Annotated in this window: 18 protein-coding genes; 8 read left to right on the forward strand and 10 right to left on the reverse strand. The window is 73.5% G+C overall.

Annotated features, from left to right (window positions below; all coding sequences use genetic code 11):
- Positions 1-38: 38 nt before the first annotated feature.
- Together IF01_RS0129350 and IF01_RS0129355 are read left to right on the forward strand one after the other, a co-directional pair.
- The gene (locus tag IF01_RS0129350; protein WP_030396597.1) at positions 39-419 is read left to right on the forward strand and encodes a SchA/CurD-like domain-containing protein; all 381 of its coding nucleotides are present in this window, start codon (positions 39-41) and stop codon (positions 417-419) included.
- 5 nt (positions 420-424) lie between these two features.
- On the forward strand, positions 425-1,297 hold the full coding sequence (locus IF01_RS0129355; protein ID WP_030396598.1) for an LLM class flavin-dependent oxidoreductase: 873 nt from the start codon (positions 425-427) through the stop codon (positions 1,295-1,297).
- Positions 1,298-1,512: 215 nt separating this feature from the next.
- Here IF01_RS0129355 and IF01_RS42450 read toward each other — a convergent pair whose 3' ends face one another.
- From IF01_RS42450 to IF01_RS0129375, 4 genes are all read right to left on the reverse strand, one after another.
- Positions 1,513-2,148, reverse strand: coding sequence for a TetR/AcrR family transcriptional regulator (locus IF01_RS42450; protein WP_030396599.1), 636 nt, complete (start codon positions 2,146-2,148; stop codon positions 1,513-1,515).
- Between the two features lie 185 nt (positions 2,149-2,333).
- A complete protein-coding gene (locus tag IF01_RS0129365; RefSeq protein ID WP_030396600.1) occupies positions 2,334-2,840 on the reverse strand; it encodes a quercetin 2,3-dioxygenase in 507 nt (168 codons plus the stop codon).
- Positions 2,841-2,911: 71 nt separating this feature from the next.
- Entirely contained in the window at positions 2,912-3,901 is a 990-nt protein-coding gene (locus tag IF01_RS0129370; protein WP_030396601.1) for an alpha-ketoacid dehydrogenase subunit beta, read from the reverse strand.
- Between the two features lie 22 nt (positions 3,902-3,923).
- Positions 3,924-4,910, reverse strand: a complete 987-nt coding sequence (locus IF01_RS0129375; RefSeq protein WP_030396602.1) for a thiamine pyrophosphate-dependent dehydrogenase E1 component subunit alpha — start codon at positions 4,908-4,910, stop codon at positions 3,924-3,926.
- Positions 4,911-5,332: 422 nt separating this feature from the next.
- Between IF01_RS0129375 and IF01_RS0129380 the strand changes: the two genes are divergently transcribed.
- Entirely contained in the window at positions 5,333-6,172 is an 840-nt protein-coding gene (locus IF01_RS0129380; protein WP_051742859.1) for a sensor histidine kinase, read from the forward strand.
- Between the two features lie 134 nt (positions 6,173-6,306).
- Positions 6,307-6,963 (forward strand): response regulator, encoded by a 657-nt coding sequence (locus tag IF01_RS0129385; RefSeq protein ID WP_030396604.1) that lies wholly within the window; start codon positions 6,307-6,309, stop codon positions 6,961-6,963.
- 134 nt (positions 6,964-7,097) lie between these two features.
- Here the strand turns inward: IF01_RS0129385 and IF01_RS0129390 are convergent, their stop codons facing one another.
- Together IF01_RS0129390 and IF01_RS0129395 are read right to left on the reverse strand one after the other, a co-directional pair.
- The gene (locus IF01_RS0129390) at positions 7,098-7,367 is read right to left on the reverse strand and encodes a hypothetical protein (RefSeq protein WP_030396605.1); all 270 of its coding nucleotides are present in this window, start codon (positions 7,365-7,367) and stop codon (positions 7,098-7,100) included.
- Between the two features lie 201 nt (positions 7,368-7,568).
- Positions 7,569-8,591, reverse strand: coding sequence for a medium chain dehydrogenase/reductase family protein (locus tag IF01_RS0129395; RefSeq protein ID WP_030396606.1), 1,023 nt, complete (start codon positions 8,589-8,591; stop codon positions 7,569-7,571).
- A 170-nt stretch (positions 8,592-8,761) separates the two neighbouring features.
- Here IF01_RS0129395 and IF01_RS0129400 point away from each other — a divergent pair, with 170 nt between their 5' ends.
- Positions 8,762-9,391: a TetR/AcrR family transcriptional regulator gene (locus IF01_RS0129400; RefSeq protein WP_030396607.1), complete on the forward strand. Its 630-nt coding sequence runs from the start codon at positions 8,762-8,764 to the stop codon at positions 9,389-9,391.
- A 372-nt stretch (positions 9,392-9,763) separates the two neighbouring features.
- Here the strand turns inward: IF01_RS0129400 and IF01_RS0129405 are convergent, their stop codons facing one another.
- Positions 9,764-10,411 (reverse strand): DUF4386 domain-containing protein, encoded by a 648-nt coding sequence (locus IF01_RS0129405; RefSeq protein ID WP_078880412.1) that lies wholly within the window; start codon positions 10,409-10,411, stop codon positions 9,764-9,766.
- 273 nt (positions 10,412-10,684) lie between these two features.
- Here IF01_RS0129405 and IF01_RS0129410 point away from each other — a divergent pair, with 273 nt between their 5' ends.
- Positions 10,685-11,122, forward strand: a complete 438-nt coding sequence (locus IF01_RS0129410; protein ID WP_231978555.1) for a MarR family winged helix-turn-helix transcriptional regulator — start codon at positions 10,685-10,687, stop codon at positions 11,120-11,122.
- 73 nt (positions 11,123-11,195) lie between these two features.
- Here the strand turns inward: IF01_RS0129410 and IF01_RS0129415 are convergent, their stop codons facing one another.
- The 3 genes from IF01_RS0129415 to IF01_RS0129425 form a co-directional block, all read right to left on the reverse strand.
- Positions 11,196-12,389, reverse strand: coding sequence for an RtcB family protein (locus tag IF01_RS0129415; protein WP_030396610.1), 1,194 nt, complete (start codon positions 12,387-12,389; stop codon positions 11,196-11,198).
- 475 nt (positions 12,390-12,864) lie between these two features.
- The gene (locus tag IF01_RS0129420) at positions 12,865-14,232 is read right to left on the reverse strand and encodes a M16 family metallopeptidase (RefSeq protein WP_030396611.1); all 1,368 of its coding nucleotides are present in this window, start codon (positions 14,230-14,232) and stop codon (positions 12,865-12,867) included.
- Positions 14,233-14,252: 20 nt separating this feature from the next.
- On the reverse strand, positions 14,253-15,611 hold the full coding sequence (locus tag IF01_RS0129425) for a M16 family metallopeptidase (protein ID WP_030396612.1): 1,359 nt from the start codon (positions 15,609-15,611) through the stop codon (positions 14,253-14,255).
- 263 nt (positions 15,612-15,874) lie between these two features.
- On the opposite strand from IF01_RS0129425, the gene IF01_RS0129430 reads away from it, so the two are divergent.
- Positions 15,875-18,325 carry a DNA gyrase/topoisomerase IV subunit A gene (locus tag IF01_RS0129430; RefSeq protein WP_030396613.1) on the forward strand — a complete coding sequence of 817 codons (2,451 nt, stop codon included), beginning with the start codon at positions 15,875-15,877 and terminating at the stop codon, positions 18,323-18,325.
- A 189-nt stretch (positions 18,326-18,514) separates the two neighbouring features.
- Positions 18,515-19,423, forward strand: coding sequence for a ferredoxin family protein (locus IF01_RS0129435; RefSeq protein WP_030396614.1), 909 nt, complete (start codon positions 18,515-18,517; stop codon positions 19,421-19,423).
- Positions 19,424-19,494 lie beyond the last annotated feature (71 nt).

Here is a 19,494-nt window from a genome sequence, read left to right on the forward strand (position 1 = left end):
CGGGCCGAGCCCGGCCCCGAGAAACCCAGGAGACGACCATGAGCACGTGGCACGCGCTGTACTACCCGCTGCTGCCGGGCAGCGAGGACATCGTCAAGGACCTGTTCCGCAAGAGCGGCCGCCCGGACTTCGACGTCAAGAGCCCCGACGGCACCGTGGTCGGCAAGCTCCTCGGCACCCAGGCCTTCGTCGGCAAGGAACTGGCCGTCCGGGTGATCGAGATCGAGGGCCCGCTGCCGCTGGTCGCCGCGCACATGAGCCAGCAGCCCGCCGTCCGCGAGTTCGAGCGGGAGCTGGAGAAGCACCTCGCCGTGCCGCGCGACATGACCAGCCGTGAGGGCGCGCAGGCGTTCTTCCGGCTGGCCTCGATGGAGAACGTGCTCTCCCGCCGCCACGACCAGCCGCTCGAAGGCGAGTGAACGCGATGAAGATCGGAATCGGACTCCCCACCTCGCTGGCCGGCGCGGCCGGCGCCGACGTGGTCGCCTGGGCCCGGCTGGCCGAGCAGGCCGGCTACTCCACCCTCGGGACCATCGACCGCCTGGTGCACACCAGTTGGGAACCGCTCACCACGCTGGCCGCGGCCGCCGCGGTGACCGAGCGGATCGGCCTGGCGACCAGCATCCTGATCTCGCCGCTGCGCGCCAACACCGCGCTGCTGGCGAAGCAGGCCGCCACCGTGGACCGCCTCTCCGGCGGCCGGCTCACCCTCGGCATGGCGGTCGGCTCGCGGCCGGACGACTTCGAGGTCGGCCAGGTCGAGAAGGCCGGCCGCGGCGCCCGGACCGGCACCCAGGTGGCCGAGCTGCGGCGGCACTGGGCCGATGCCCAGTCCGGCCGGGAGCCCTCGGTCGGACCGGCCCCGATCCGGCCGAACGGGCCGGAGCTGATCCTCGGCGGGCACTCCCCGGCCGCACTGGCCCGGGCGGCCCGGCTGGGCGACGGGTGGATCGGCGGCGGCACCGGCCCGATCATGTTCGCCCAGGGCGCCCAGGCGCTGCGCGAGCAGTGGGCGGCCGAGGGCCGGGAGGGGGCGCCCCGACTGGTGGCGCTCGCCTACTTCGCGCTCGGTGCGGACGGCACCAAGTACACCGAGGGCTACCTGCGGTCGTACTACCGCGACGCCGGGCCGTTCGTCGAGCACATCCTGCGCGGCGCGGCCGACAACCCCGGCAAGCTGCGCGGGCTGGTCGGCAAGTACGCCGAGGCGGGCTGCGACGAGCTGCTGCTGATGCCCTGCGCCGGGGACCTCGGCCAGGTCGAGGCGGCGGCCCAGGTGCTGGGCCTCCAGGGCTGAGCACGGCGGGAGCACGGGGAGGGGCGGGCGGCCGCGGGCCGTCCGCCCCTCCCCGTTGCCGCGCGCCCGGGCGTCCGTGCGTCCGTGCGGGCACCGGCGGCGCGTCCGGTCCGTGCGGTCCGGGCATGCGAAAGCCCGTCGCCCGGCGGTTTCCCGCCGGGCGACGGGCCGGTCCGCGGTTCTGCGGACCCGGTGGTCCAGCTCGGCCCGGTGGTTCAGCGGGCCTTGGCGCGGCCCCGCGCCGGCGCCGCCGCCGACTGGGCCGGGGCCAGCGTCCGCCAGAGCTGCCGGACGAAGGCCTCCGCCTCCCGGAGCGGCTCCGACCCGGTGCCCGGGGCCGCGAACACGCCCCCGTAGGCGGCCAGGTAGCAGGCGCCGAGCAGGAGTTGGGACGCCGCCACCGGATCCGCGTCCCGGCTGACCAGATCGGCCCGCTGGGCCCGGCGCAGGTAGTCGGCCAGCAGCTCGACGGCCCGGTGCGGCCCGGCGTTGTTGGCCTGCATCCACTCCCGGTGGCGGTCGAGCAGCTTGGGCTCGGCGAAGACGGACAGCAGCATCGGCATCGACGCCCGGTAGAACGCGAGCGCCTCCTCCGCCACCTGCTGGAGGGACGCCCGTACCTCGCCCTCGCTGCCGATCTCCTCCGGCAGCGCCCGCAGCACCGGCAGCAGGCCGGGCAGCCGCTCGGCGAGGACGGCCAGGAAGACGTCCTCCTTGCTGCGGAAGTGCCGGTAGATGGTGCCCTCGGAGCAGCCCGCCACCTCGGCGATCTCCTTGGTGGTGCAGCGGGCCAGGCCGAGGTCACGGATCACCCGCTCGGCGGCGTCGACGATCTGCTCGCGCATACTCATGAAGGCTCCGAAGGAACGGGGCGGCCGGCTTCCGAGCGGGCCGCGGCTGCGGAGGGGCACCCGAAGGATAGCGTGCAGGTGAGTACCCGCTCACCGATTTCGCCGGGGACCCCGAACGGCGCGCCGGCCCCGCCGCCCACGAGGGGCGCCGGGGCCGGCGGGACAGGCTTCAGCGGTGGCACCGCTCAGCGCGGCGGCCCGGCGGGCCCGCCGACGCCGGGCGGCGGCCCGACCAGCTGCACGCCGAGCGGCGCCAGCTCGCCGAGCAGCCGGGCGAAGTCCGGCGGGCCCTGGAGCGGCGGCGGCAGTTCGAGGCTGGTGGCCGGCTCGCCGGTCTTGAAGAACCACTCCTCGAAGCCGGCCGGGGTGCCGAGCACCAGGAAGCGGGTGCCCTCGGTCTCCACCCGGTACTGGTGCGCGATGCCGCGCGGCGCGAAGACCGTGGCGCCCGGGCCGACCTTGTGCTCGTCGTCGCCGATCCGCAGCACCATCTCGCCCTCCTGGACGATGAAGAACTCGTCCTCGCGGGTGTGCAGGTGGACCGGCGAGGCGTAGCCCGCCGGGGAGAGCTGCTCGGCGAGCCAGAACTGCCCGTTGGTCTCGGCGCCGGTCGCCTTGAACTGCAGCAGCGCGCCCACGTGCCAGATGGCGCGGCCCTCGTCGGGCTGCTTCACGAACGGTTGGGACGTCACTCGGTTCCTCCTCGGTCGGCGGGCCCTCGTTCGGGGCCCGGCAGCACAGCGGTACGGAAACTGATCGATCCTCAGCGCGACCGGACGGCCGCGTCCTTCACCAGGCCGGTGGCGCGCACGGCCTCGGCGACCTGGTCCGGGCCGGGGGCGAAGGCGTCCTCCAGCTCGGGGCTGAACGGCACCGGCGCGTGCGGCCCGGTGACCATCCTGACCGGCCCGCGCAGGGCGGCGAAACGGTCCTGCGCGACCTGTGCGGCGATGTCGGTGGCCAGGCTGCAGCGCGGGTGGGCCTCGTCCACCACGACCAGCCGCCCGGTCCGCTCGACGCTGCCGTAGATGGTCGAGGTGTCCAGCGGCGACAGCGTCCGGGGGTCGATCACCTCGATCTGCACGCCCTCGGCGGCCAGCTGCTCGGCGGCGGCGAGCGCGACCGACACCATCCGGCCGATCGCGACCACGGTGCAGTCGGTGCCGGGCCGGACCACCTTGGCCGAGCCGAACGGGATCGCGTACGGCTCCTCGGGCACGCCGCCGGGCATGAAGTAGAGCATCTTGTGCTCCAGGAACAGCACCGGGTCGTCGTCCACCAGCGCCTGCGCCATCAGCCCCTTGGCGTCGTAGGGGTTGGACGGCGCGACCACCTTGAGGCCGGGCAGGTGGACGAAGAGCGGGTGCAGCGCCTGCGAGTGCTGGGCGCCGCGGCGCAGGCCGGTGCCCCACATCGCGCGCAGCACCAGCGGCACCGAGATCCGGCCGCCGGCCATGTAGCGCAGCTTGGCGGCCTGGTTGGCGATCTGGTCGAAGGCGACGGTGGCGAAGTCGATGAACAGCAGGTCGACCACCGGCCGCAGTCCGGTCGCGGCGGCGCCGACCGCGGCGCCGACGAAGGCCGCCTCGGTGATCGGCATGTCCAGGACCCGGTCCGGGAACTCCAGGTGGAGGCCCTTGGTCGGGCCCCAGGCATTGGTGCTGTCCTCGCCCATCAGGACCACCGAGCGATCGAAGCGCATCTGCTGCGCCAGCGCCTCGCCGATGGCCTGCTGGTAGGTGATCGTGCGCATGGGACTCCCTCCTCGGAGCGGGTCAGCGGGTGTAGACGTGGTCGAGCAGGGTGCGCGGGTCGGCCGTGAAGGGCTCCGAGGCGGCCGTGACGGCGGCCTCGACCAGGGCGGTCGCGTCGCGGTCGATCCGGTCCAGCTCGAAGGCGGCGGGTCCGGCCACGGTGCCCTCGGCGATCCGGGAGCGGAGCAGCAGCAGCGGGTCGGACTCGGTGCGCAGCCGCTCCGGGTCGGCGTCCGGCCGGTAGGACTGGTCGTCCCACAGCTCCATGTGGCCGTGGAAGCGCTCGGCCCGGAACTCCAGCACGGTCGGGCCCTCGCCGGCCCGGGCGCGCCGGACCGCCTCGGCGGTGGCGGCGTGCACGGCGATCACGTCGTAGCCGTCCACCACCGCGCCGGGGATCCCGAAGCCGGCCGCGCGCTGGGCCATGTCGGTGCCGGAGAAGTGGGCGGCGGCCGGGGTCGCCTGGGCGTAGCCGTTGTTCTCGATCGCGAAGATCACCGGCAGGTCGAGCATCCGGGCCAGCACCAGGCTCTCCAGCACGGCGCCCTGGTTGGCACCGCCGTCGCCGGTGAACGCCACCGACACCTGGCCGGTGCCCTGCTGACGTGCCGTCAGGGCGGCCCCGCAGGCGAGCGGGACGCCGCCGCCGGCCAGGCCGTTGGCGCCGAGCATGCCGCGGTCGAAGTCCGCGATGTGCATCGAGCCGCCCTTGCCGCCGCAGATCCCGTCCGGGCGGCCGTGCAACTCCTTCATCATCGCCTCGACGTCGCAGCCCTTGGCGATCGCGTGACCGTGGCCGCGGTGGGTGCTGGCGATGTAGTCGTCCGGGGCGAGGGCCGCGCAGACACCGGCTGCGACGGCCTCCTGCCCGCTGTAGAGGTGGACCGCGCCGGGGAGGCTCTTCGCCAGTCCGTGCAGACGGTCCTCGAAGGCCCGGATCACACTCATCGTGCGATAGATCTCGACGATCTGATCCACTGTCAGATCGGTGGTGCGGGATGTGCCCATGGGGTCGCCTCCTCGGCTCTCCGGGGGACGGCCGGCGGGGCGCCGCGCGCCTCGTTCGCCGGTCTCGCTCGTGGCCCGACTCCATGAGGGTAAGTGCTCACTCACATGGGTGCAACCAAGTGTCCGAATCCGTCACCGCCCCCTCCCCCACCCGGCCCTCCCACCCTTGCGCCCTGCGCAACCACGCCCCTAAGGTCTTGTCCCGGGTGGATTGGGATCACGGCATGGAAACGAACGACGGACCGATACTCAGAGGTCCGCCGTGCCTGTTTTCGGACATGCCCGAGGAATTCCATTTCCCCGCGCCAGGAACGCCCGTGCACAGTGGGTAAGACGCGAGCGACGGGGGGATCTCAGGAACCATGCTGGACCAGATACTCAAATCCTCCGGCAGGGCCGACCGAAGACCGACGAGCCTGGCCGTGAGCGGCGTCGGAGCGCTCGCTACGCGCGGTGAACGGAACACCTCCGACCGGATCGGTCGGCTGGTGAACACCCTGGTCGGGCTGGTCACCGGCATCGGCGCAGCCGGCCTGCCACCGGCGCAGCCACGACCCCGGCCGGCCGGAACGCCGGTCGACGAAGCGGAGTCCGGCTGTCCGGCTGCCGCCGCCCGACTCGACGAACGCCGCCGTGTGCGCAGGGAGTTGCACGACTCCCTGGCGCCCAGGCTGGCCGCTCTGCACATGCGCATGGAACTCGCCGGTCTCAATCTGACCGGTGACGCCGACCAGGCCCCGGCCCTGCTGGCCCAGGCCCGGGAGGATGTCAGCACCGCGATCGCGGATGTCCGACAGGTGATCCGGGACCTCGACACCTCCGAGCCCCGGACCGTCGCCGCCACCGGCACACTGCGCCAGTTCCTGCACCGGCAGGCCCGCGCCTTCGAGGAGGCCGGGGCCGGCCGGCTCCGGGTCGTCACCGAGCTCCCGGCCGTCCTGGACGATTTTCCGACACGTGTCCAGAAAGAATTGAAGAACATCTCCGGCGAGGCTGTCGCGAATGTCGTCCGGCATGCCGGGGCATCGTTCTGCCGGATCTCCGCGTCGATCGGCCCGGAGGGCCTCGTCCTTTCCATCGAGGACGATGGGATCGGCATTTCCGGCGACGCGGTCGGCGGAATCGGACTTCCTTCGATGTGCCTGCGCACCAGAGAACTCGGCGGCTTTTTCTCGATCGGGACCAGGGCCCCGCACGGCACCGTGGTCCGGGTCCGACTGCCGCACTCGGCGCTCGTCGACGGCACCCACCGGCTCGACTGACCGGCCCCTCGTCCTCTCTCCCCCGCCTCCCGGCGGCCACGGGCTCCGTGTCCGACCGACCCGTGCCGTTTCCCTGCGACCCCGTGCGCCCACCGAGTTGACCGTGTTCCCTCACCCTCCCCTTAGGAGCCCCCATGGATCCGGCCGTACCTCGAAACCTCCGCATCCTGGTCGTCGACGACCATGAGCTGTTCCGGGCGGGTTTGCGCCAACTCCTCGACCGGATCGACTCACTGACGGTGGTGGGCGAGGCCTCCAGCGGGGCCGACGTGCTCTCCGCGGTGGAGCGGCTCGCGCCGGACGTCGTCCTGATGGACATCAGCATGCCCGGCACCGACGGCATCGAGGCGACCCGGACCCTGCTCGCCCGCCACCCCCGGGTGGCGGTGGTGATGCTGACGGCCGACGACAACGACGACTCCATCGTCGCGGCGGTCCGCGCGGGTGCGCGGGGCTACCTGGTCAAGGGCGCCGGCCTGGACGACGTCCGCCGGGCGATCACCGCGGTCAGCCAGGGCGGGGCGCTGTTCGGCCCGGAGGCCGCCGCCCATCTGCTGGCCCAGGTGCGCCGGCCGGCTCCGGAGCGCGAGCCGTTCCCCGACCTGACCCCCCGGGAGATGGCGGTGCTGACCATGCTGGCCGACGGCCGCAACAACGCGCACATCGCCAATGAGTTCGGGCTCTCCATGAAGACGGTGCGCAACTACCTCTCCCGGATCTTCAGCAAGCTCCAGGTGGCCGACCGCGCCGAGGCGGCCGTCCGGGCCCGGCGGGCCGGACTCGGCAGTTAGAACCCCTGCTCAGGGGTGCGCCCTCCGGCGCGGGCCGGGTACGCGGGCCGGGCCGGGCGGCCCCGCCGTTCGCTCCCGGGTCCGAGCCGGTCGACAGGACGGGCCCGGGGCCGGGCCGGGCCCCGGGGGCCCGGTCAGCGTTCCAGCAGCTGCGCCCAGAGCTCCTCCTCGCGCAGGCTCAGCGGCTCGGCCGGCGCCGAGGTCCGCTCCGGGTGCCACTCCGGCACCCCCACCGGAGGCAGCACGTCCTCCGGCTTCCGCGCCCCCGGCAGGGCGGAGGGCGAGGTCATCGCCCCCATCGCCAGACCGAGCCAGATCAGCCCGTCCGCCAGGTAGCGGCCGCCCCGCCGCATCCAGCGGCGCAGCAGCAGACGGCGGTGGGCACGGCGCAGGGCGGTTCGCATCGGGGAGCCTCCGACGGGACGGCAACGGGGGGAAGCGGTGCTACCGCCATCCTGCGGACCCGCCGTCCCACCGTCATGGGTCGGGAATCCCCAACACGCTGGGAACCTTTCCTGCCCCGTCCCCGGCCGCCGCCCCCCTGACCGGGGACAGGAGTACGGCGGCCCGGGCGCGCCCCGTGCCCTGGAGGCGCGCCCCTTCGGTCAGGCCGCGGCCGGGACGAGCACGATCTTCCCGGTGATCGCGGCGGTCTCCATCGCCCGGTGCGCGTCGGCCGCCTCCTCCAGCGACATGGTGCGGCCCACCCGCGGCTTGACCAGGCCCTTCTGCAGCAGCTCCAGCACGGTCGCGAGGTCCTGCTGGTACGCGGCCGGGTGGGACTTCTCCAGGCTCCAGGCGTTGTAGAACAGCGTGCGCTTGCCGTCCGGGATCAGCTTCGGCAGCACGATGCCGCCCAGGAAGCCCTGGGCGCCGGTCAGCAGGTCCCGCTGGTTGCCGCGCAGCGCGGCGTTCTGGCCGAAGCCGACCATCACTCCGCCGCGCCGCACCGCCTGGTACGAGCGGAGGAAGTGCGGGCCGCCGATCGGGTCGAACACCGCGTCCACCGCGCCGCCCGGCAGGCCGCGCACCACCCGGCGGAAGTCCTCGGCGTCCCGGTCGATCGGACGGCCGCCGAGCGCCCGCACCTGGTCGGCCCGGGCGGCGGAGCAGGTGCCGTAGACGGTGACCCCGGCGAGCGCGGCCAGCTCCAGGAAGGCGGTGCCGACGCCGCCGGACGCGCCGTGCACCAGGACGGTGCTGCCCTGCCGGACCTCGGCCACCCGGTGCAGCATCTGCTGGGCGATGAAGTAGTTCAGCGAGAGCGCCGAGGCCTCCACCGGGTCGACGCCGTCGGGCAGCGGAACCAGCCGGTTGGCGGCCACCAGCGCGTACTCCGCGTAGCCGCCGCTGCGCACCAACGCGACCACCCGGGTGCCCGGTTCGGGGGCCCTGGTGCCCGGCCCGACCTGGTCCACGACCCCCACCAGGTCGTATCCGGGGGTGAAGGGCCGCTTGGGCCCGCCGGGGATCACGCCGGCACGTAGCAGAATGTCACCGTAGGAGACGCCGGCGGCGAGCACCCGGACCCGGACCTGGCCGACGGCCGGTGCCGGGAGTTCGTCGCTGGACAGCCTCAGGACCTCGGCTCCGCCGAGCCTCGGCACACTCACATGGCGGTACCTCATCGTGGCCTCCGCAGTATGGGGGGATGACGTGACGGGAGTGGCGCCGGTCCTCTGCGGGGGGCGGGTACGGGAGGCGGCCTCCGCCGCACCGTTCCCTGCCCCCGTATTTTTATATAGACTGAGTGTACAATGAATGTGATAGCACCCGCCTCAGGAGACGTCAACAGCCCATGAGCCCACGCCAGTACCGAGCCGGCCAACGCCAGGTAGCCGCCGAACAGACCCGCACCCGCATTCTGGAGGCGGCCTGCGAGCTGCTCACCGGGGAGAAGGGCCCGGCCTCGTTCAGCATGGACGCCGTCGCCAAGACCGCCGGAGTGGCGCGGATGACCGTCTACTACCAGTTCGACTCGAAGACCGGCCTGCTGGAGGCACTCTTCGACGATCTGGCCCAGCGCGGCGGGATGGCCAGGATGCCCGCGGCGTTCATGGCCCCCAGCGGCCGCGAGGCGCTCACCGCGCTGCTCGACGTGCTGAACGGCTTCTACGCCTCCGGCCGGGTCGCCCTGCGCCGGCTGCGCGGCCTGGGAATCCTCGACCCGGAGCTCGACACCGCGCTGCAGAGCCGCAGCGAGCGGCGGCGCGGCGGCCTCCAGGTGGTCCTCAACCGGCTGCTCGCCGACCGGGGCGCCGAGGTCGACGAGGCCGGGCTCGACGAACTGGTGGAGATGCTGTTCATGCTGACCAGCTTCGAGACCTTCGACCTGCTGGCCGGCCCGGGCGGCGAGAGCGATCCGGTCGCCCGCCGCGTCGAGGAGCTGATTCTCGCCGTTCTCGACCGCCGTCTCGCGGCGGCCTGACAGCCGGGCGGCTCCCCCCGCCCACGACTCACGGGCCCGTCGGGCGAACCCCTTTCACCCACGCCACTCCCGTACCAGGCGCGTCCGCCCCCCGGACCGCACCCGCACCACCCCGCCGGCCGGCGACCCCCCTCCGGTCGCCGTACGACGGTAGGCGGCGCGGCGGCCTTCCTCCCCAGGACACCGCCGCGCCGCCCTCCCTTTTCCTCACGAGCCCTGCGGCCCGCTCGGTAGCGACCGGGTCGACCGCGCCTCCCGGCGCCGCTCCCCCGCCGCCCGCCCCCGGCCGGGACGGCCCCACCCCCCGGAGCACCACCAACGGGGGGTCCGGGCCGTCACCGCGCCGGAGCAGTCAGAACACCGGGTCCCCGGTCAGGCCGGGTCGACCTCGGCACCCGGCGTGCGGCGCGGACGCTGCTTGGGCAGGATCACGCTGGCCGCGATGAGCCAGATCAGGCCGCCGAAGCGGGCGATCGGCAGGAAGAAGCCGAGGCTGGTGGAGAGCAGGGCCAGGGTCCCCAGCACGCCGATCCCGGCGAGCACCAGGCCGGCCCAGGCGAAGCCCTTCGGCCCGAAGCCGAGCAGCAGCATCGGCACGGCCACCCCGGCCAGCATCACGGCGAACGGCACCACGTGCCCGGGCCCGCCGGAGGCGAAGGTGAGGTCGGCCAGCGAGCGGGCCAGCGAGGCGTCGCCGAGGTCACCGGAGCGGGAGGCGGCCCAGACGGTGAGGCCGCACAGCGCCATCGCGGCGGAGGCGAGCACTCCGGACACCAGCGCGATGCCGGGGCCGGGGGCGGTGACGCCCAGGCGGCGCAGCCGCTGGTAGACGATCGCGGCCCAGACCGCGAGCGGCAGCGAGGCGGCGAACTGCAGCGTCCCGGACACCTTGGCGGCGGTCGCGTGGTCCTTGTAGTAGGCGAGGGTGTCGGCCGCCGAATCGGTGGGCAGAGGGGTCTGCCGGGCCAACACGATGGACACCACCATCAGCGCCGCGAACGCCACGGCGGGGAGCAGCAAGGGGGGACCTGACTGCTGTCGCCGGGCGGAGGCGGCCGGCACCGCAGATGTCGTGGTCATGAGGGGCACTCCAGTCGAAAACGGGTCGATGGGTGGTCCGGAGGCCGACGACGGACGGGTCGGCACCGACGCCGGTAGTTCCTTGTCTAGAATAGTTCACTCGGGGACATCATTGTCCACTGGTATCGTGTTTCCATGACCGAACCTCCCGACCGCGCCCCGTCGCCCCATCCGGGACCGCAGGGAGCCCAAGTCGCATTTCTGCTGTCCCAGTTGGGTGAGCACGCCTCGCAGGCCTTCGCCCGGCGGGTCGCCGAGCTGGATCTCACCCCGGCCCAGGCGGGCCTGCTCCGGGCGGTCAGCCTGGCCCCCGGCCAGCACCAGCAGGAACTCGCCCGGCGGCTCGGCATGTCGCCGAGCCGGTTCGTGGCCTTCATCGACGCCATCGAGGAACGCGGACTGGTCGAGCGCCGCCGCAACCCCAAGGACCGCCGGTTCCAGGACCTCTACCTCGCGCCCAAGGGCGAGGAGGCGATGCGCGGGCTCGCCGAGGCGGCACTCGCCCACGAGGAGGCGCTCTGCACCGGCCTCGACCCGCAGGAACGTATCGCCCTGGCCGGACTGCTGCGTCGGATCGCCGAGGCGCAGCAGCTCACCGCCGGGGTGCACCCCGGCTACCGGCGGCTGAACCCCCGGCGCGACAGCGTCTGAGCCGCCGGGTCCGGGCACGCGAAAGCCCCCGGCCGGGGGCCGGGGGCTTCGTGCGACGGACGCCGGAGGGCGCTCAGCCCTTGACGCAGACCACCTGCTTCAGGTGCGCCACGACCTCGACGAGGTCCCGCTGCTGCTCGATCACCTTCTCGATCGACTTGTAGGCGCCCGGGATCTCGTCCACCACCCCGGCGTCCTTGCGGCACTCCACGCCCGCGGTCTGCTCGACCAGGTCGCTGGTGCTGAACCGCTTCTTCGCCGCGGTGCGGCTCATCTTCCGGCCGGCGCCGTGCGAGGCCGAGTTGAACGACGCCTCGTTGCCCAGTCCGCGCACGATGTACGACCCGGTGCCCATCGAGCCCGGGATGATCCCGTAGTCACCGGCCCCGGCCCGGATCGCACCCTTGCGGGTGACCAGCAGGTCGACGCCGTCGTAGCGCTCCTCCGCGACGTAGTTGTGGTGGCAGCTGATCACCTCGTCGAAGACGACCTTCGCCCGGGGGAACTCGCGCCGGACCACGTCCTGGAACAGCGCCATCATCAACGCCCGGTTGCGCTTGGCGTACTCCTGCGCCCAGAAGAGGTCCTGCCGGTACGCGGCCATCTGCGGGGTGTCCGCGATGAACACCGCGAGGTCACGGTCGATCAGGCCCTGGTTGTGCGGCAGCGACCGGGCCACGCCCATGTGGTGCTCCGCCAGTTCCTTGCCGATGTTGCGCGAACCGGAGTGCAGCATCAGCCAGACCGCGCCGGTGTCGTCGATGCACACCTCGATGAAGTGGTTGCCGCCGCCGAGCGTCGCCATCTGCTGGGCCGCCCGGTCCCGGCGCCACTTCACCTCGGAGGCGACCCCGTCGAACCGCTGCCAGAAGTCGTCCCAGCCTGCGGTCGGGACGCCGTGCAGCTTGCCCGGGTCGACCGGGTCGGAGTGCAGACCGCGCCCGACCGGGATGGTCCGCTCGATCTGCGAGCGCAGCCGCGACAGGTCGTCCGGCAGGTCCTTCGCGGTGAGCGAGGTCTTCACCGCGCTCATCCCGCAGCCGATGTCCACGCCGACCGCGGCCGGGCAGACGGCGCCGCGCATGGCGATCACCGAACCCACGGTCGCCCCCTTGCCCAGGTGGACGTCGGGCATCACGGCGAGGCCGTGCAGCCAGGGCAGCGAGCTGATGTTGCGCAGCTGCTCCATGGCCTGGCCCTCGACGGTGGCCGGGTCGGTCCACATCCGGATCGGAGTCCGGACGCCGGGTACCTCGGTGTACGACATGGTTCAACGACCTCCTGGGGTCGGACGGTTCAAGCGTAGGCAGGTACCGCGCGAAAGACCCGGCGCGGTTCGGGGACGTCAGCGGGGGCGGCGGCGCTCGGCCGACGCGGGAGCGGTGCTCAGACCGCGAAGGGGCTTCGGGAGGACAGTCTCGGGGAGCACTGTCGATAGGACTCGACCCGCATGGTGACCGCCTCCTCTCCGTGTGTGCACCGGTTGCCGGGGATATCTAGCCACGCAGCGCGCCACCCCGGCAAGGGAATTAACGCCGGCACGGGAAGTCAGCGGCCCGGGGATCAGCAGCACGGGAAGTCAGCGGCCCGGGAATCAGCAGCACGGGAAGTCAGCGGCCCGGGAATCAGCAGCACGGGGGCCCGCGGCGGTGCCGGTACCGCCGCCGGCACGCGAAAGGGCCCGGCGGAGCGTCGCAACGCTCCACCGGGCCCCGGGGTCCGCTGCCGGACCGGGCGCCGGATCAGGCCCCGATCACGGTCACCTCGCCGATGCCCAGCTCACGCACCTGGTCCGCGAACGCCGAGGCGTCGCCGACCAGGACCGTCACCAGCCGGTCCGGCGGGAAGGCGCTCACCACGGCCTCGGTGGCGGCGGCGGTCGACAGCTCGGCCAGCTGCCGGTAGACCTCCGCCTGGAAGTCGTCCGCCAGGTGCTGCTCGACCTGGTCGGCCAGGGTGCCGGCCACCGAACCCGCCGTCTCGTACTTCAGCGGCGCCACCCCGACCAGGAACTGCACCGCCTCCTCGCGCTCCGCGTCGGTGAGCCCCTCCGCGGCCAGCGTGCGCAGGATGGTCCAGGTGTCGGCCAGCGCCGGGGCGGTGGAAGCGGTGTCCACCGAGCCGCTGATCGCCAGCATGGCGCGCCCGCTGCCGTCCGGGGCCGAGCGCAGCGGCTGCGCGAACGCCCGCACGCCGTAGGTGTAGCCCTTCTCCTCCCGCAGCACCCGGTCCAGCCGGGAGGTGAGGGTGCCGCCCAGGCAGTAGGTGCCGAGGATCTGCGCGGCCCAGGCCGGGTCGTGCCGGTCCGGGCCGATCCGGCCGATCAGCAGCTGGGTCTGCACCGAACCGGGCCGGTCCACGATGATCACCCGGCCGGTGTCGTCACCGGTCACCGGGGCGTGCGCGGCCGGCGCGGCCTGGGCGCCCTTCCAGCCGCCGAGGGTGGACTCCAGCAGGGCCGGCAGATCGGTGCCGGTGAGGTCGCCGACCACCACCACGGTGGTGGTGGCGGGCCGCACATGCCCCTCGTAGAAGGCCCGGACGGCGGCCCGGTCGATGGTCTTGACCGTCTCGGCGCTGCCGCCGCGCGGGCGGGAGAGCCGGTCGGCGGCGTCGAACAGCGAGGCGTACAGCGCCTTGGCGGCCCGCCGGGCCGGGTTGGCCTGCTCGTGCACGATCTCGTCCAGCCGGTTGGCGACCAGCCGCTCGATCTCGTCCTCCGGCAGCGCCGGGCTGCCCAGCGCGGCGGCCAGCAGGTCCAGGCCGCGGGCCAGCCGGGAGGCCGGCACCTCCAGCGAGACCCGGATGCACGGGTGGTCGGCGTGCGCGTCCAGGGTGGCGCCGGCCCGCTCCAGCTCGGCCGCGAACTCCTCGGCGGTCAGCGTGTCGGTGCCCTCGCTGAGCGCCCGGGCGAGGATCGAGGCGACGCCGTCCAGGCCCTCCGGCTCGGCCGCGAGCGGGGCGTCGAGCAGCACGTCGACGGCCACCAGCTGCTGGCCGGGGCGGTGGCAGTGCAGCACCGTGATGCCGTTGCCGAGCGCGGCGCGCTCCGGCGCCGGGAACGCCCACGGGGTGGGCGTGCCGGGCTGGGGCTGCGGGTGGAAGGTCATGGCGGGGACGTACTCGGTGCTCATACGGCGGCGCCCTCCTCGTCGGTCTCGGCGGTGGCAGCGGTGTCGGCGGCGGTGTCCTCGGCCGTGGTCGGCTCGTACACCAGGACCGCCCGGTTCTGCGGGTGCAGCCGGGCCGCGGCGACGGCCCGCACCTCCTCGGCGGTGACGTCGAGGACCTTCGGCAGGGCGTCGTTCAGCAGCTTCGGGTCGCCGAACAGCACGGCGTAGCGGCAGAGTTCGTCGGCGCGGCCGGCCACCGTGGTGAGCCGGTCCAGCCACTCGCGCTCGATCTGCGCCTGGGCGCGCTCCAGTTCGGCCGCGGTCGGGCCCTCGGCCGCGAACCGGGCCAGCTCCTCGTCGACGGCGGCCTCGATCTGCTCGACCGTGGCGTCGCCCGAGGTCTTGACGTCCAGCCAGCCCAGGCTCGGCGCACCGGACAGCCGCAGCAGGCCGAAGCCCGCGGCGACGGCGGTGCGGTCCCGGCGGACCAGCCGGTTGTACAACCGGCTCGACTCGCCGCTGCCCAGGACGGTCAGCGCCAGGTCGGCGGCGTCCGCCTCGCGGGTGCCGTCGTGCGGCAGCCGGTAGGCGGCCATCAGCGCGCGGGAGGGCACGTCCTCGCGGATCAGCTCGCGGATCTCCCGGCCGATGCTCTCCGGCAGGGAGCCGTCGCGCGGCGGCTGCTTGCCGTCGTGCGCGGGGATGCTGCCGAAGTACTTCTCCACCCAGGCGATCGCCTGCTCCGGGTCGATGTCGCCGACCACCGAGAGCACCGCGTTGTTGGGCGCGTAGTAGGTGCGGAAGAACGCCCGGGCGTCCTCCAGCGTCGCCGCGTCCAGGTCGGCCATCGAGCCGATCGGGGTGTGGTGGTACGGGTGGCCGTCCGGGAACGACAGCGCGGTGAGCCGCTCGAACGCGGTGCCGTAGGGCACGTTGTCGTACCGCTGGCGGCGCTCGTTCTTCACCACGTCGCGCTGGTTCTCCATCGACGCGTCGTCGAGGGCGGCCAGCAGCGAGCCCATCCGGTCCGCCTCCAGCCAGAGCGCGAGCTCCAACTGGTGGGCCGGCATGGTCTCGAAGTAGTTGGTGCGCTCGAAGCTCGTGGTGCCGTTGAGCGAGCCGCCGGCGCCCTGGACGAGCTCGAAGTGCCCGTTGTTGGACACGTTGGCGGACCCCTGGAACATCAGGTGCTCGAACAGGTGGGCCAGTCCGGTGCGGCCCTTCACCTCGTGCCGGGAGCCCACGTCGTACCAGAGGCAGACCGCGGCCACCGGGGTCAGGTGGTCCTCGGAGAGGACGACGCGCAGGCCATTGGCCAGGCGGTGCTCGGTGATGGCGATGCCTCGCTGCTCGGAGGCGGGGGCCGGGTTGGCCATGCGCTCGGGTCCTTCCCGTCGTCGACGTCGGGGGTCTTTCGTGTGGCGTCCCCCATTGTGGTGCAACGCGCGAGCGCCGTGGATGTGTCCGCGCGGACAGGACGTTCGCCAGGGGCGGAAGAGGGGCGCTGGCCGGGACTGTCGGCGGGAGGGTCCACAATGGGGGCGCCGAGCCCTGTTGACAGCACAGCCGACAGCCCGGCGAGACCGCGCCGACGAGACGTGGACGAGAAGCAAGCGAGACGTAAGGGAGCCCCGCCGCGATGGCCCGCCGCAGTTCGCAGACCCCGCCCCCCGGAGACTTCGAGGAGCGCATCCTCGACGTCGACGTCGTGGACGAGATGCAGGGCTCGTTCCTCGAGTACGCCTACTCCGTCATCTACTCCCGGGCCCTCCCGGACGCGCGGGACGGCCTCAAGCCGGTGCACCGCCGCATCCTGTACCAGGCCAACGAGATGGGCCTGCGCCCGGAGCGCGGCCACGTCAAGTGCGCCCGCCTGGTCGGCGAGGTGATGGGCCGGCTGCACCCGCACGGTGACGCCTCCATCTACGACTCGGTCGTCCGCATGGCCCAGCCGTTCTCGATGCGGCTGCCGCTGATCGACGGCCACGGCAACTTCGGCTCGCTCGGCAACGACGACCCGCCGGCCGCGATGCGCTACACCGAGTCGCGGCTCACCGCCGCCTCGATGGCCATGGTCGAGTCGATCCACGAGGAGACCGTCGACTTCGGCCCCAACTACGACGGAAGCGAGCAGGAACCGCTGGCCCTCCCGGCGGCGTTCCCCAACCTGCTGGTCAACGGCGCCACCGGGATCGCCGTCGGCATGGCCACCAACATGCCGCCGCACAACCTCTCCGAGGTCGTCGCCGCCGCCCGGCACCTGATCAAGCACCCGAGCGCCGACCTCGACACCCTGATGCGGTTCGTCCCCGGCCCCGACCTGCCCACCGGCGGACGGATCGTCGGCCTCTCCGGCATCAGGGACGCCTACGAGTCCGGCCGCGGCACCTTCAAGATCCGCGCCACCACGACCATCGAGGCCGTCAGCGCCCGCCGCAAGGGCATCGTGGTCACCGAGCTGCCGTACAACGTCGGCCCGGAGAAGGTCATCTCCAAGATCAAGGACCTCGTCAACGCGAAGAAGCTCCAGGGCATCGCGGACGTCAAGGACCTCACCGACCGCGAGCACGGGCTGCGCCTCGTCATCGAGGTCAAGAACGGCTTCGTGCCCGAGGCCCTGCTGGAGCAGCTCTACAAGCTGACGCCGATGGAGGAGACCTTCGGCATCAACAACGTGGCGCTGGTCGACGGCCAGCCGCTCACCCTCGGCCTCAAGGAGCTGCTGGAGGTCTACGTCGACCACCGCTTCGAGGTGGTCCGCCGGCGCAGCGACTTCCGCCGCCGCAAGCGCCAGGAGCGGCTGCACCTGGTCGAGGGCCTGCTGGTCGCCCTGGTCGACATCGACGAGGTCATCGCCCTCATCCGGTCGAGCGACAACGCCGCCCAGGCCAAGGAGCGCCTGATCGAGCGCTTCTCGCTGAGCGAGACGCAGACCGCGTACATCCTCGACACCCCGCTGCGCCGGCTCACCCGCTTCGACCGGGTCGAGCTGGAGCAGGAGCAGGCCAAGCTCAACTCGGAGATCGCCGAGCTGACCGAGATCCTGGAGTCCGACACCAGGCTGCGCAGCGTGGTCTCCACCGAACTCGGCGCCGTCGCCAAGCAGTTCGGCACCGAGCGGCGCACCGTCCTGCTGGAGGCCGGCGCCGCTCCGGCCGCCTCGCTGACCGTTCCGCTGGAGGTCGCGGACGACCCCTGCCGGGTGCTGCTCTCCTCCACCGGCCTGCTCGCCCGCACCGCCGACGGCGAGCCGTTCGAGGTGTCGGAGAAGCGCGCCAAGCACGATGTGATCGTCTCCGCGGTGCCGACCACCGCCCGCGCCGACATCGGCGTGGTCACCTCGGCCGGCCGGGTCCTGCGACTGCCGGTCATCGACCTGCCGGCGCTGCCGCCCACCCCGTCGCCGACGCTGGCCGGCGGCGCGCTCGTCACCGAGTTCCTCCGGCTGGAGGACAACGAGCGGGTGCTCGCGCTGACCACGCTCGACGAGTCCTCCCCCGGCCTGGCGCTGGGCACCGTCCAGGGCGTCGTCAAGCGGGTGGTGCCCGAATGGCCCGCCAACAAGGACGAGTTCGAGGTGATCGGGCTCAAGGACGGCGACGAGGTGGTCGGCGCGGTCGAGCTGCGCACCGGCGAGGAGGACCTCGTCTTCATCACCTCCGACGCCCAGTTGCTGCGCTACCCCGCCGGGCAGGTCCGCCCGCAGGGCCGGCCGGCCGGCGGCATGGCCGGCGTCAAGCTGTCCGACGGCGCCCGGGTGCTCTCCTTCACCGCCGTCGACCCGGCCGTCGACGCGGTGGTCGTCTCGGTGGCCGGCGCCTCCGGCACCCTCACCGGCGAGGCCCAGTCCAGCTGGAAGGTCACCCCCTTCGAGCAGTACCCGCGCAAGGGCCGGGCCACCGGCGGGGTGCGCTGCCAGCGCTTCCTGCGCGGCGAGGACGCGCTCGCCTTCGCCTGGGCCGGTCCGGCTCCCGCCCGCGCCGCCGGCCCCAAGGGCGCGCCGGTCGACCTGCCGGAGCGCGACCCGCGCCGGGACGGCTCCGGCACCCCGGTGAGCAGCCCGATCAGCACCGTGGCCGGGCCCGTCTAGGTCCGCCCGCCCATGCCCGGAGGGGCGCCGACCCGCTCGGTCGGCGCCCCTCCGGCGTTCCCGGGCGGGCACGGGTCACGGGCCTCCCGTCGCGGTGCGCCCCGGCGGCCGGGCCACCTCGCACCGCACCGCCCCGCACCGACGCGGTCGGCCGGGCCGCGGAGGACCGGCAAGGGTAGCCTTACCGCCGTGAGCACCTGTGCGACGCTGTCGCGTGAACTGTCGGAGCCGCTGGCCGCCACCGCCGCGACCGCCACCACCTGGCTGCTGGTCGAACAGACCGGCCCGTGGGGCGCCAAGGCGCTCGCCCAGAGCCACCTGGACCCGGAGGTCGGCCGCGCGCTGGACGCCGCGACCGGCGGCACCGGCGTCCGGGTCGCGCTGATCCGCCGCCCCGGCCGGCACGCGGACTGCCTGCCGACCGCCCGGCACGAGGTGGTCGTGGCGCACACCGTCCCGACGCCCGGCCGGAGCTGGGTGCGCCGGGGCCAGGTGACGGACCCGGCGGAACTGCTCGCCCTGGACTTCACCGCGCTGGGCGCCGGCGAGCACGGAGGCTTCGGAACCCCCCACATCGGCGGCCCGATCGCCCTGGTGTGCACCAACGGCCGCCGCGACCGCTGCTGCGCCCTGCTGGGCCGCCCGCTCGCGGCCGAACTGGCCGCCGCCGGGCACAGCGAGGTGTGGGAGGTGACGCACCTGGGCGGGCACCGCTTCTCCCCCACGATGCTGGTCCTGCCGTACGGCTACACCTACGGACGGCTGACCGCCGAGTCGGCCAAGGAGGTGCTGGCGGCCACCGCGGCCGGCCACATGGCGCCGGAGTGGTCGCGCGGCTGCTCCGGCTGGGACCGGCCGAGCCAGGCCGCCGACCAGGCCGTGCGGCTGGTCACCGGCGAGACCCGGGCGGACGCGCTGACCCTGGCCCAGCGGGCGGACGGCGCGGGCCGCTGGCGGGTCGACGTCCGGCACGAGGACGGCCGGTCCTGGGAGGTCGAGGTGGCCGAGGGCGTCAGCGAGCCGGCCCGGCCCGAGAGCTGCGGCAAGGCGGCGGGCACGCCGTCCCGGATGGAGGTCACCTCCCTGCGGGAGCTCTGAGCGGCCCGCCCCTCCCCGGGAGCGGAGAACGGCACGACCCCCGACGGGGCTCCGCCGGGGGTCGTGGACAT

The sequence above is a fragment of the Kitasatospora purpeofusca genome, from assembly GCF_000718025.1.
Taxonomy (GTDB): domain Bacteria; phylum Actinomycetota; class Actinomycetes; order Streptomycetales; family Streptomycetaceae; genus Kitasatospora; species Kitasatospora purpeofusca.